Annotated in this window: 13 protein-coding genes; 11 read left to right on the forward strand and 2 right to left on the reverse strand. The window is 62.2% G+C overall.

Annotated elements, in window-relative coordinates; genetic code table 11:
- The first annotated feature begins 124 nt into the window (after positions 1–124).
- The 4 genes from purF to AC1PUL_RS10730 all read left to right on the forward strand — a co-directional run bounded on the left by purF (position 125) and on the right by AC1PUL_RS10730 (position 3677).
- Positions 125–1615: an amidophosphoribosyltransferase gene (gene purF, locus AC1PUL_RS10715; RefSeq protein WP_298461967.1), complete on the forward strand. Its 1491-nt coding sequence runs from the start codon at positions 125–127 to the stop codon at positions 1613–1615.
- A gap of 121 nt (positions 1616–1736) precedes the next feature.
- Positions 1737–2477, forward strand: a complete 741-nt coding sequence (locus AC1PUL_RS10720; RefSeq protein ID WP_480468375.1) for an SDR family NAD(P)-dependent oxidoreductase — start codon at positions 1737–1739, stop codon at positions 2475–2477.
- Between the two features lie 63 nt (positions 2478–2540).
- A complete protein-coding gene (locus tag AC1PUL_RS10725; RefSeq protein WP_480468377.1) occupies positions 2541–2762 on the forward strand; it encodes a DUF6500 family protein in 222 nt (73 codons plus the stop codon).
- A 36-nt stretch (positions 2763–2798) separates the two neighbouring features.
- Positions 2799–3677, forward strand: a complete 879-nt coding sequence (locus AC1PUL_RS10730; protein WP_480468379.1) for a DMT family transporter — start codon at positions 2799–2801, stop codon at positions 3675–3677.
- Here the strand turns inward: AC1PUL_RS10730 and AC1PUL_RS10735 are convergent, their stop codons facing one another.
- Positions 3678–4916: a GGDEF domain-containing protein gene (locus AC1PUL_RS10735; protein ID WP_480468381.1), complete on the reverse strand. Its 1239-nt coding sequence runs from the start codon at positions 4914–4916 to the stop codon at positions 3678–3680.
- A gap of 309 nt (positions 4917–5225) precedes the next feature.
- Between AC1PUL_RS10735 and cysS the strand changes: the two genes are divergently transcribed.
- The 7 genes from cysS to rarD all read left to right on the forward strand — a co-directional run bounded on the left by cysS (position 5226) and on the right by rarD (position 12433).
- Positions 5226–6710 (forward strand): cysteine--tRNA ligase, encoded by a 1485-nt coding sequence (gene cysS, locus AC1PUL_RS10740; protein ID WP_480468382.1) that lies wholly within the window; start codon positions 5226–5228, stop codon positions 6708–6710.
- Between the two features lie 219 nt (positions 6711–6929).
- Positions 6930–7412 carry a GFA family protein gene (locus tag AC1PUL_RS10745; protein ID WP_480468383.1) on the forward strand — a complete coding sequence of 161 codons (483 nt, stop codon included), beginning with the start codon at positions 6930–6932 and terminating at the stop codon, positions 7410–7412.
- Between the two features lie 126 nt (positions 7413–7538).
- Entirely contained in the window at positions 7539–8006 is a 468-nt protein-coding gene (locus AC1PUL_RS10750; RefSeq protein ID WP_480468385.1) for a GFA family protein, read from the forward strand.
- Positions 8003–8491 (forward strand): GFA family protein, encoded by a 489-nt coding sequence (locus AC1PUL_RS10755; RefSeq protein ID WP_298461945.1) that lies wholly within the window; start codon positions 8003–8005, stop codon positions 8489–8491. Before AC1PUL_RS10750 ends, AC1PUL_RS10755 begins: the two co-directional genes overlap by 4 nt.
- A 1-nt stretch (position 8492) precedes the next feature.
- Positions 8493–9452: a prolyl aminopeptidase gene (gene pip, locus AC1PUL_RS10760; RefSeq protein WP_480468387.1), complete on the forward strand. Its 960-nt coding sequence runs from the start codon at positions 8493–8495 to the stop codon at positions 9450–9452.
- Positions 9453–9802: 350 nt separating this feature from the next.
- Positions 9803–11419 (forward strand): citramalate synthase, encoded by a 1617-nt coding sequence (cimA, locus tag AC1PUL_RS10765; protein ID WP_480468389.1) that lies wholly within the window; start codon positions 9803–9805, stop codon positions 11417–11419.
- A gap of 117 nt (positions 11420–11536) precedes the next feature.
- On the forward strand, positions 11537–12433 hold the full coding sequence (gene rarD / locus AC1PUL_RS10770) for an EamA family transporter RarD (RefSeq protein WP_480468390.1): 897 nt from the start codon (positions 11537–11539) through the stop codon (positions 12431–12433).
- Positions 12434–12448: 15 nt separating this feature from the next.
- Here rarD and AC1PUL_RS10775 read toward each other — a convergent pair whose 3' ends face one another.
- Complete coding sequence (locus tag AC1PUL_RS10775) at positions 12449–13069, reverse strand: LOG family protein (protein ID WP_480468392.1); 621 nt, start codon at positions 13067–13069, stop codon at positions 12449–12451.
- Positions 13070–13172: the final 103 nt, after the last annotated feature.

Genomic DNA, 13172 nt, shown 5'->3' on the forward strand with positions numbered 1-13172 from the left:
CGTCTCGCGGCCACCAGCCGCGCGACCTAAGACAAGACAGACGCCGCCGGATCGGGACAGACCGGCGGCTTACCTGTTCAAAGCGCAGCACCCAGCGTCTGTCCCCGGAGCAAAGGCCATCGCCATGAAGCAGATCAGCCCTTCTTACGTCGTCTATGGCAGCCAGGACGACAAGTTCCATGAAGAGTGCGGTGTGTTCGGCATTCTCGGTCATCCCGATGCTGCCACGCTGACGGCGCTCGGCCTGCATGCGCTGCAGCATCGCGGTCAGGAAGCTGCCGGTATCGTCTCTTTCGACGGACGGCAATTCTACACCGAAAAGCACATGGGCCTTGTCGGCGACCACTACACCAACCCGGCGACGCTGGCGAAGCTGCCGGGCCCGCAGGCGATCGGTCACACCCGTTACTCCACAACAGGCGAAGTCGCGCTGCGCAACGTGCAGCCGCTGTTTGCCGAACTGGAAGAAGGTGGCATTGCGATTGCGCACAACGGCAACTTCACCAACGGGCTCACCCTGCGTCGCCAAATCATCGCGACCGGTGCGATCTGCCAGTCGACGTCCGATACGGAAGTCGTTCTTCACCTCATCGCCCGCTCGCGCCATTCCTCGACCACCGACCGCTTCATCGATGCCATCCGGCAGATGGAAGGCGGCTATGCGATGATCGCGCTGACCCGCACCAAGCTGATTGCCGCGCGCGACCCGATCGGCATTCGCCCGCTGGTCATGGGCGAACTGGACGGCAAGCCGATCTTCTGTTCCGAGACCTGTGCGCTCGACATCATCGGCGCCAAGTTCGTGCGCGACGTCAAGAACGGCGAAGTGGTGATCTGCGAAACGCAGGCGGATGGTTCGGTGACGATCGAGTCCCGCATGCCGGCCCGGCCGCAGCCGGAACGCGTCTGCATGTTCGAATATGTCTATTTCGCCCGCCCCGACTCGGTCGTAGCCGGTCGTAACGTCTACACGACCCGCAAGAATGCCGGCATGAACCTCGCCAAGGAGGCCCCAGTCGTGGCTGACGTCGTGGTCCCCGTGCCGGATGGCGGCACGCCGGCGGCCCTCGGTTATGCGCAGCAGAGCGGCATACCCTTCGAATACGGCATCATCCGCAACCATTATGTCGGCCGCACCTTCATCGAGCCGACCCAGCAGATCCGCGCCTTCGGCGTGAAGCTCAAGCATTCGGCCAACCGGGCGATGATCGAGGGCAAGCGCGTGGTGCTGGTGGACGATTCCATCGTGCGGGGCACGACCTCGCTGAAGATCGTGCAGATGATCCGCGACGCAGGTGCCAAGGAAGTGCATATCCGCGTCGCCTCGCCGATGATCTTCCATCCGGACTTCTACGGTATCGACACGCCGCACAAGGACAAGCTGCTCGCCAACCAGTATGCCGACGAGGCAGCCATGGCGAAGTATATCGGCGCGGACTCGCTCGCCTTCCTGTCGATCGACGGGCTCTACATGGCCGTTGGCGGCAAGCCGCGCGATCCGCAGAACCCTGAGTTCACCGATCACTACTTCACCGGCGACTATCCGACGCGCCTTGTCGACAAGGAAAGCGAGAAGCCCGGCCGCAAGGAAAGCATGCTCGCCGCCAACGGCTGAGCTCACGAGCAGGTCCAGCAAAAGTGCGCCAGCAGTTTTGCGTCCGGACTGCGTTAAAACAAGGAGATGGAGCATGTGATCCGGCTTAAGCCGGACATGCTCTAGGGATACAGGACAGACCATGACCATCGACCTCAAGGGACGGCTCGCGCTCGTCACCGGTGCCTCGCGCGGCATCGGATATTTCACAGCGATCGAACTCGCCAAGGCCGGCGCGCATGTGATCGCCTGCGCCCGCACCGTGGGCGGACTGGAAGAGCTCGACGATGCCATCAAGGCCGTCGGTGGCTCCGCCACGCTCGTGCCTTTCGATCTCGCGGACATGGCGGCGATCGACCAGCTCGGCGGCCATATCTTCGAGCGCTGGGGCAAGCTCGACATCGCCGTCTTGAATGCCGGTGTGCTCGGCGTCATCTCGCCGATCGGCCATGTCGAGGCCAAGGTTTTCGACAAGGTCATGACGATCAATGTGACGGCAACCTGGCGGCTTATCCGCTCGCTGGAACCCTTGCTGATCAAATCCGACCAGGGTCGCGCGCTGATCCTGTCCTCGGGTGCCGCCCACAAATGCAAGCCGTTCTGGGGGCCCTACTCTGCCTCCAAGGCCGCCGTCGAAGCACTCGCCCGCACCTGGGCAGCCGAAACCCAGCGTCTGCCGCTGCGCGTTCTCTCCGTCGATCCCGGCGCCACCCGCACCGCCATGCGCGCCCAGGCCATGCCGGGCGAAGACCCCGCGACGCTGCCGCATCCGTCCGAAATCGCCGCCAAGCTCCTGCCGCTCGTCGGCCCGGAGCAGACGGAAACCGGCAAGCTCTACCAGCTGCGCGAAGGCAAGATCGTCGATTATCGGATGCCGGAGTAAGCCAATCTCACTGTTCCACGGGCCCTGAATCTGTTGGCCGCCCGCTTACGAAAGCACGAGGCAATGCGCGCAAGCCTGAAACGGAAGATCCTGGAGGTCTGCGACCGAAAGATTGCCGAGAAGGGTCCGGCGGTGGGGCTGTCCTTCTATGCCTTCTTTGCCAACCGGAATGACGATCCGGAATTGCTGATGGAAGCGGCGGAATGGTGGATACGGACCCATCAACTCGACCACTTCGAGAAAGCGGTCAAGATCCGTCAGATGGTGGAAGCGCAGAGTTCCTGACCTTTTACGAAGATCCATCGCGAGCACACATCTCCCATGTCACCCAGAGATTTCGCCGCCTATGCCTATCTGTCTCTGGCATGGGGGCTGTCATTCGTCCTGCTGCTGCACGTGGTCGATGCCTTTGGCTGGATCGGAGCCGTGACATTCCGCTGCTTCATCGCAGGCGCCCTGCTCTATGCCATTGCCAGGTTGATGCGGCGACGGCTGGATTTTTCGGCGGGCTGGCTGCCCTTCACGATCGTTGGCGCCACCACGGTGGCCGGGCAGCTGGTCGGCCTTTCCTATGCGACGCCGCTGATCGGCACGGCCATGGCCGCGATCTTCGTTGCCTCCATCCCCCTCTTCTCCATGGTCATCGCCCAGCTCTGGGGGCTTGAGCGGATCACGCCCGCCCGGGTGTTCGGGCTTGCTCTGGGGACCATCGGGATCATCATGCTGGTCGGTTTTCCGGCAGTGCCGGTCACGGGTGCCTTCCTGTTGGGCTGCGCCGCGATGGTCGGCTCCACATTTTCCGCCGCCTTCGGCAGCAATTATGCGAGCCGCTATCTCTCCGGCACCGGACCCTGGGAGGTCACGACCGGCTCGTTCATCGCTGGCGGGATCCTGACACTACCGCTTCTTTGGTTCGTGCCGGTGCCCGGAACGCCCGTTGGGCTGGACTATCTCTATCTTGTCGCGCTGGCGGCCCTGATGAGCGCGCTGACCTATGTGCTCTATTTCGGCCTGGTGAAAAGTATCGGCGCGACGGCTGCGATCAGCGTCGAATTCGTCGTGACCGTCGTCGCCGTCCTGGTGGGGGCGTTCGTTCTCGACGAGCCGCTGACGGTGCTGCAGCTCTGTGGCGGCGTGGTGATCATCATTGGCTGCGCGCTGGTGCTCGGACTTTTCCGACCGCCTCGGGCAGCCGACTGATCATTTGCGGCGACGGCGCAGGCGAGAAATCGCGCCTCGCCTGAAACCGGTAGACTCGGCCAAAGTCGCGGCCGTTTCCTCCAACAGGGCAGCGGGTTCATAGAGACGCACGCAGTTGCGGCCCTCAGCCTTGGCGCGATAGAGGGCAGCATCGGCGCCGGCAAGCAGCATGTCGAGATCTGCGCCCTTGGCATTCGCCTCGCTCACCCCGATGCTGATGGTGATCTGCAGCGGAGAGGGAGCGGCGATGATCATTTCGGCCACGGCCATACGCAGGTTTTCCGCAATGGCGACGGCTTTTTCCGCGTTGATGCGGGGCATAAGGCAGGCAAACTCTTCGCCACCCAACCTGGCAAATAGCCAGCCCTTGGGCATGCGCTGCTCGATCGCGCGCGAAAAGGCGATGAGCACCTGGTCGCCGGCGGCGTGGCCATGGGTATCGTTGACGATCTTGAAGTGGTCGATGTCGAGCAAAAGCAGGCTTGTTTCATCCTCCTTCTGCAACGCAGCCTTGGCCTCGGATACGAAGGTCCGTCGATTGGCAATATTCGTCAGCGGATCCCGCTCGGATGCCAGTCGGTAGCGCAGCTCGTCTCGCTCTTTCGCCAGCATGAGCAGGGCCACGAGAGACAGGACGATCATCATGGAATTGGCGAGGACGATATAGGCAAACCATGGTGCCGTCGTGCCATCCGGCGCATAGGCAGGGCTTACGAACAGCGAGAGCGGTGCCGGCGCCATCCAGATGGAACCGCGAATGATATTGGCAAAGGCAGCAATCGAGCGGGACGGCAGGGGTTCTTGCCGCGCCTTGCGGAGAATTTCAAAGGCGGTGAGAAAACAATAGCCAGCGACCAGAAGACCAAGGACGATGGTCCGCGCATCGATCGACCGATGGAAAAATGGCGTCGCCCATACGATGGCCCAGACGAGAATACCGACCGACGCCTTGGCAACCGACGTTTTTCCTCCCTCGAAGGCGACGACGGCCTGCCAGTAGAGGCCGACGGCGAAGACACCAAGGCCAAGGCCGACACCCGATGACAGGAAAAGCGGCAGAGTGCTGCGCGCGGAGTGAAGGAGCATCGCTGCACAAGCAGCCAGGCCGGCTCCGGCGAGGAAGGGCAAAATGCGGCTGTCGCGGTTGCGGACCCACATGTAAAGGGTCACGACCGTCGATATCAGCGTAATCAACGCATGGACGACCATCACGGTGGGCAGATGCAGGGTTTGGTCCATGCCGAAGATCATCTCCGAGGGGGAAAGAGTACCTCGCTAGAATTGGGGTAGTTATCTTGAAAAAGGCTTAACTTTGAGACCGACTATCCACAGCCATGGCGAGCAACCGACCTGTTTCGGGACGCAGCAAGCGCCCTTGACCAAATTCGCGACCCGCGCCATAACAGCGCCCATGAAAACGAGCCTCTGCATTATCTGCGGGATCATTATTCGCTAGCGCATTCGCTGGCCTGGCCGTTTTCGTCTCCTGCATAGACCCAGATGACAAACGACCCGGTCCAGCCGGGTCAATCATTCTGGGAGTTTCACATGGCCGGCGGCCTCAAGCTTTACAACACGCTCACACGCGAGAAGGTCGACTTTGAGCCGATCGATCCCGACAATGTGCGCATGTATGTCTGCGGGCCGACCGTCTATGACTTCGCCCATATCGGCAATGCGCGCCCGGTCATCGTCTTCGACGTGCTTTTCCGGCTGCTGCGCCACACCTATGACGCCGACAAGGTCACTTACGTTCGCAACATCACCGACGTGGACGACAAGATCAATGCGCGGGCGCTGCGCGATTTCGGCGGGCAGATCGCCGATGGTTCGATGAGCCTCAACGAGGCCATCCGCGCCGTGACCGGAAAGACGGAGAGCCAGTTCCACGAGGATGTGGCGACGCTGGGCTGCCTGAAGCCGACCCACGAGCCGCGCGCGACCGACAACATTCCCCAGATGATCACGATCATCCAGCGGCTGCTCGATATGGGCCATGCCTATGTGGCAACGGGCTCTGAAGGGCACGAGGTGCTGTTTTCGACCGCCTCCATGGCCGATTACGGCATGTTGTCGAAGCGCAAGCTGGAGGACCAGCAGGCCGGCGCGCGCGTCGCTGTCGAGAGCCACAAGATGAACCCGGCCGATTTCGTGCTGTGGAAGCAGTCTGCCGACACCGAACCCGGCTGGCCGGCGCATTTCAGCTTCGAAGGCAAGGCGCATGCGATCTTCGGCCGTCCCGGCTGGCATATCGAATGCTCTGCCATGTCCGACCGCTATCTCTGGGAAGAGATCAAGGATCGCTTGTCCCCAAAGGCGAAAGCCAAGCCGCACCAGTTCGACATCCATGGCGGCGGGCTGGACCTGATCTTCCCGCACCACGAAAACGAAATCGCCCAGTCCTGCTGCGCCTTCGACAACGACCTGATGGCAAGCGTGTGGATGCATAACGGCTTCCTGCAGGTCGAGGGCCGCAAGATGTCGAAGTCGGAGGGCAATTTCGTCACGATCAACGAGCTCTTGGCGACGGAAAAGTTCGGCGGTCGCCAGTGGCCGGGCGAGGTGCTGCGGCTCGCCATGCTGATGACGCATTACCGCGAGCCGATCGACTTTTCGGTGAAGCGGCTGGAGGAGGCGGAACGTCTGCTTGCCAAGTGGCCTGCAGGTGATGCCGGCGAAACGGCCCCGGATGCATCCATTCTTGAAGCCCTCTCCGACGACCTGAACACGGTTGCGGCCGTCCAGGCGGTCCATGCACTCGCCCAAGCAGCGAATGCTGATCCGTCGAAGCTGCCGCTGTTCGTCGCCTCGGCGGCGTTGCTCGGTGTGGCTCCGAAGAAGGCAGAAGTCAGCGACGACCTCTCCGCCGCCGTCCAGGCGCTCGTCGATCTCAGGCTAGAAATGCTCAAAGCCAAGAACTTCGCCGAAGCCGACCGCATACGCGACGAGCTTGCGGAGAAGGGCATCCAGCTCAAGGACGGCAAGGACAAGGAGACCGGCGAGCGGGTGACGACCTGGGAGGTCAAGCGGTAGGATGGTTTCGGCTGCGGTGCGTGTTACCCCCCTCTGTCACTTCGTGACATCTCCCCCACAAGGGGGGAGAGTGGGGACGCATGCGCTGCGGCAATGGAACTCCGAACTGTTGACATCGATTGGCGAGGTCGGCGGGGTCCCGCTCTCCCCCCTTGTGGGGGAGATGCCCGGCAGGGCAGAGGGGGGTAGCAACACCCACATTCCGAGGAGGCCCACCCCATGACCTCCGCCCTCACTCACACCGGCGGCTGCCAGTGTGGCGCCGTGCGTTTCCGGATGCGTGGCCTACCGAAGGACGTTTCCGTCTGTCATTGCCGCATGTGCCAGAAGGCCTTCGGGGCCTATTATGCGCCGCTTGTTGCCGTCGGCGATGCGGAGGTCAGCTGGACCAGGGGGCAGCCGAAGCGTTTTGCCTCGTCGAACTTCGTGAAACGCGGCTTCTGTGGTGATTGCGGCACGCCGCTGACCTATGAGGCGCCCGACGGGTTGTCGCTGGCGGCGGGCGCCTTCGATGATCCGTCGCAGCTGCCGCCGACCATCCAGTTCGGGGTCGAGTGCAGGCTCGCCTTCGTCGACACCATCCCTGCCCTGCCGGAACGCGCGACGCTGGATGATCTCGAGGATGCGCCCTTCCTCACCGATGTCGTGTCCTACCAGCATCCGGACCGGGACACGGATCAATGGCCGGAGGCGAAGTCGTGACCCAGCAGAATCCGAATACGAAGATGCCGAAATGGCTACTTTACGGGCTGATCGCCAAGGGCGTTCTGGTCGCTGCGGTGATCATCGGCGTCACAGTCTATGTGACGATGCAATGAGGACGTCGAGATGAGTGACATCGAAAGCGGTGGCTGTCAGTGCGGTGCTGTCAGGTTCCAGGCGTCGAAGCTTGGGCGGCCGTCGATCTGCCATTGCCGCATGTGCCAGAAGCAGTTCGGCTCGTTCTTCGGCGCCTTCGTCACGGCAGACCAGGCGCACCTGACATGGACCCGCGGGCAGCCGATGCTCTATCGCTCCTCCGCCAAGGTGAAGCGCGGCTTCTGTGCCAAATGCGGTACGCCGCTCTCCTATCAGCATCCCAACGGGGTGGAACTTGCGATCGGCGCCTTCGACCATCCGGAGCGCTTCGAGCCCCAGGTTCAGGTGAACCATCACCAGCGGCTGCCCTGGATCGATCATCTCTTCGAAAAGCCAGCCTATTCCAGCCCTGAGATGGAGGCGTTCTTCGCCTCGGTCGAGAGCTTCCAGCACCCGGACCACGACACGGCCCAGTGGCCGCCGGAGGATGATCAATGACCCGTCAGGTGCATTCGGGCGGCTGCCAGTGCGGCGCGATCCGCTACAAGATCGCTGGCGAGCTCGGCTATCCGCATATCTGTCACTGCCGCATGTGCCAGAAGGCGAGCGGCAATTTCTTCATGGCGCTGGCCGGCTCCCGCCAGGAGGATTTTCTCCTGATGCGCGGTGAGCCCGGCTGGTTCCAGTCGTCTGATCCTTGCGGGCGCGGCTTCTGCAAGGACTGCGGCACGCCGCTCTTCTTCCGCACCAAGGGTTCGCCCTATATCAGCGTGACGATCGGCAGCCTCGACAGGCCTGACATGGCCGAGCCGATCTCGCAGGATGGTGTGGAAAGCCGCGTGCCTTACTTCGACAAACTCTTCGGACTGCCGGAAAAGGCGACAGACCGTTCGGACCTTCCGGCTGGCAATGCCGGGATCGCCGCCACTTCGCGGCAGCATCCCGACCACGATACGGTGGCCTGGCCACCGAAGAGGACATGACATGACGACCGAATTGCGCGGCTTTTATCCCGAAATCGAACCCTTTGAGACCGGCATGCTCGATGTCGGCGACGGGCACCAGATCTATTGGGAGCGTTTCGGCACCAGGGGTGCAAAGCCCGCCGTCTTCCTGCATGGCGGCCCGGGTGGTGCAACCAGCCCGTCGCATCGGCGCCTCTTCGATCCCGCGCTCTACGACGTGATCCTGTTCGACCAGCGCGGCTGCGGCAAGTCCACGCCGCATGCCTCGATCGAGGCCAACACCACCTGGCACCTGGTCGCCGATATCGAGCGGCTGCGCCAGATGATCGGCGCCGAACAGTGGCTCGTCTTCGGCGGCTCCTGGGGCTCGACGCTGGCGCTTGCCTATGCCGAAACCCATCCGGAGCGCGTCTCCGAACTCGTGCTGCGCGGCATCTACACGCTGACCAGGGCCGAGCTCGACTGGTACTACCAGTTCGGCGTCTCCGAGATGTTTCCCGACAAGTGGGAGCGGTTTTGCGCACCGATCCCGGAAAACGAGCGCCACGAGATGATGGCTGCCTATCGCCGTCGGCTGACTGGCACGGATCGCGAGGAACAGCTGCGCTGCGCGGTGGCCTGGAGTTCCTGGGAAGGCGAGACGATCACGCTTCTGCCGAACCCTGACTATTCCGGCCATTTCTACGACGCGGACTTCGCGCTCGCCTTTGCCCGGATCGAAAACCACTTCTTCGTCCATGCCGGCTGGCTGGAGGAAGGTCAGCTCTTGCGCGATGCCTACAAGCTTAAGGATATACCAGGCGTGATCATCCACGGCCGCTATGACATGCCCTGCCCGGCGAAATATGCTTGGGCTCTGCACAAGGCCTGGCCGAAGGCGGATTTCCACCTGATCGAGGGGGCGGGTCACGCCTATCTCGAGCCTGGCATCCTCGACCAGCTGATCCGTGCGACGGATCGGTTTGCGGGGAAGAACTAGATCATGCTCGCGCCCGTGATTACCCCCCTCTGCATCCTGAGCCTGTCGAAGGGCGGGCATCTCCCCCTCAAGGGGGGAGATCGGATTGTGGAAGCGGCGCGGCTTCACCCTCCCCTTGAGGGGGAGGGTCGGAGCGAAGCTCCGGGGTGGGGTGATGGGCTGAAGGTGATAGAGATCACGCAACGTCGAACTCGCCGCTTGTTTCACCCCCACCCGCCGCTTCGCGGCGACCTCCCCCCTCAAGGGGGAGGTGGAGACGGCCACCACTCTCCCCCCTTGAGGGGGAGATGTCACGCAGTGACAGAGGGGGGTAATTCCCCCGCAGCGAAAGTTTTCGTAAGGATTGCAGCATGACACGTGAAAAGATCACCCTGTTCGATACGACGCTCCGCGATGGCCAGCAGACGCCGGGGATTGATTTTTCCGTCGAGGACAAGATCGCGATCGCCACCATGCTGGACGAGTTCGGCATTGACTATGTCGAGGGCGGCTATCCAGGCGCGAACCCGACGGACACGACGTTCTTTTCCAGGAAGCGCACGCAAAAGGCCGGTTTCGTCGCCTTCGGCATGACCAAGCGTGCCGGCATTTCCGCGTCCAACGATCCGGGCCTCAGCCAGCTTATCCAGTCGAAGGCGGATGCCGTCTGTCTGGTGGCGAAGAGCTGGGATTATCATGTGAAGGTGGCGCTTGGCTGCACCAACGAGGAAAACCTCGAAAGCATCCGCGACAGCGTTCAGGCCGTGGTGGCTTCCGGCAAGCTTTCTATGGTCGACTGCGAACACTTCTTCGACGGCTACAAGGCCAATCCGGACTATGCCCTTGCCTGCGCCAAGAAAGCTTACGACGCCGGCGCCCGCTGGGTGGTGCTTTGCGACACCAATGGCGGCACGCAGCCGCCGGAGATCCGCGAGATCGTTTCCGCCGTCATCGCCTCCGGCATCCCCGGCTCCTCGCTCGGCATCCATGCCCATAACGACACCGGACAGGCGGTCGCCAATTCGCTAGCTGCCGTGGAAGCCGGTGTGCGCCAGATCCAGGGGACGCTGAACGGGATTGGCGAGCGCTGCGGCAACGCCGATCTCGTGACGATCATCCCGACGCTCTGTCTTAAGGAGACCTATGCGTCGCGCTTCGAGACGTCGATCGACCGGGAGAAGCTTGTTGGCCTCACCCGCCTTTCGCGCGCTTTCGACGAATTGCTCAATCGCTCACCGAACCACCAGAGCCCTTACGTCGGCGGCTCGGCCTTTGCCACCAAGGCCGGCATCCATGCCTCGGCACTTCTGAAGGACCCGAAGACCTACGAACATGTCGAGCCGGAAAGTGTGGGCAATTTCCGCAAGGTCATGGTGTCTGACCAGGGCGGCAAGGCGAATTTCCTCAACGAGTTGAAGCGTCGCGGCATCCGGGTCGCCAAGGACGATCCGAAACTCGATACGCTGATCTCCGTCGTCAAGGAACGCGAGGCCTCGGGCTATGCCTATGAGGGCGCGGATGCGAGCTTCGAGCTCTTGGCGCTCAAGACCCTCGGAACCGTGCCGGACTTCTTCGCGGTTGAAAGTTTCCGCGTCATGGTCGAGCGGCGTTTCGACAGCCATGGGCGGCTGAAAACCGTCTCCGAGGCCGTGGTAAAGGTCCTCGTCGACGGCGAGACCGTCATGTCGGTGGCTGAAGGCGACGGTCCGGTCAACGCACTCGACATCGCGCTGCGCAAGGATCTCGGCAAGTACCAGTCGGAAATCCTCGATCTCGAACTGGCGGATTACAAGGTGCGCATCCTGAACGGCGGCACCGAGGCTATCACCCGCGTGTTGATCGAATCCACCGATGCGACGGGCGCCCGCTGGTGGACGGTCGGCGTCTCCGAAAACATCATCGACGCCTCCTTCCAGGCCCTGATGGACAGTATCGTCTACAAGCTGATGAAAAACCGCGAACTGGCCGGGCAGATCGCGGCGGAGTGATCAGACCTCGTGGACATTCATCGGCGTTCCTGAACGATGCTTCACAGAAATGAATTGGCGCCTGCAACCTTGCAGGCGTAATCCCGTTTCCAAGCATAACAAAAGTCAGGAAACACCATGGCCGACGTCTCCGCACCCGCCGAGAACCGGGACAGCCTGAACGGCTTTCTCTTTGCGCTGTCCGCCTATCTGCTCTGGGGCTTCCTGCCGCTTTACATGAAGGCGATGGCACATATCTCGCCGGCCGAGGTCATCGCGCACCGCATCCTCTGGTCGATCCCGGTGGCCGGATTGCTGCTGCTCGTCATCCGGCAGACCGACGATCTGAAAAGGGCGATCCGCAATCCGCGCATGCTCGGCATGGCCGCCGTGACCGCGACGCTGATCAGCATCAACTGGGGCATCTATGTCTGGGCGATCGGAACGGGTCACGCTCTCGACACGGCGCTTGGTTACTTCATCAACCCGCTGTTTTCGATCCTGCTCGGCGCCGTGATCCTCAAGGAAAAGCTGAAGCGGACGCAGATCGCGGCCCTGGCTCTGGTCGTTGTCGCCGTCGTCATCCTGACCGTCGAGGCGGGGCGCCTGCCGGTGGTGGCACTGGCGCTGACCTTCTCCTGGGGCTTCTACGCCTTTTTCCGCAAGACACTGCCGATCGGGCCAAACCAGGGTTTTCTGCTGGAAGTGCTGCTGCTCTCGCCCTTCGCCCTTGCCTATCTGATCTACCTGAACCTGCAGGGCGGCGGGCATTTTCTGATGGGCAATGCAACCGACACCATCCTGCTTGCCTCGGCAGGCCTTGTGACGGCGATCCCGCTGATCCTTTATGCCAATGGCGCCAAGCTGCTTCGGCTCTCGACGATCGGGATCATGCAGTACATTGCGCCGTCGATGATCTTCATCACCGCCGTTTTTGTCTTTCATGAGCCCTTCAGCATGGCCAAGGCTGTTGCCTTCCCGCTGATCTGGGCAGCACTGGTGATCTATACGCTGCCGATGCTTCGGCAGCGCTGATCGCTCTCTCAAAACTCAGAGCTTGGAAATCGTCTCCGGGTCGCCTTCCGGCGCTTCGGTCTCAGCCCATCGCTGATGGATTGCCGGAACGATATCCTCGATCCGGTCGATCACCAGCGGGCGCACCAGATGGGCGGTGTGGATGAAGCCGGAGGCCGACATATGGTCGACGAGCTCCAGCATCGGCTTCCAGAAGTCGTTGACATTGGCAAAGACCATCGGCTTGGCATGGCGGCCGAGCTGGCCCCAGGTCATCACCTCGACGATCTCCTCCAGCGTGCCGATGCCACCAGGTAAGGTGACGAAGGCATCCGAGCGCTCGAACATCGCGTGTTTGCGCTCGTGCATGTCCTTGGTGATCATCAGCTCGTTCAGCTGACCGAGCGAATGGCGCGTCGCTTCCATGTCGACGAGGAATTCGGGTATGATGCCCGTCACATGGCCGCCGGCGGAGAGCACGCCTGAGGCGACTGCGCCCATGATGCCCTTGGTGCCGCCGCCATAGACCAGGCGGAGATTGTTTTCTGCCAGGGCGCGGCCGAATCTGCGGCCGGCGTCCATGAAGGCGGGATCGCGTCCGGGCTGGGAGCCGCAATAGACGCAGACGGATCGAATCGGGGTTTTCTGTTCGCTCATGCGGGGCAAAAAACAGGCTCGCCCGCTTCAGGTCAACAAAATTGGCTGAAAACCCTTGTCCTGCCGGGCGGATTGATCCATCGCCGCTTGTCGATTCATCGGG

The organism is Rhizobium sp. P43, assembly GCF_056730705.1.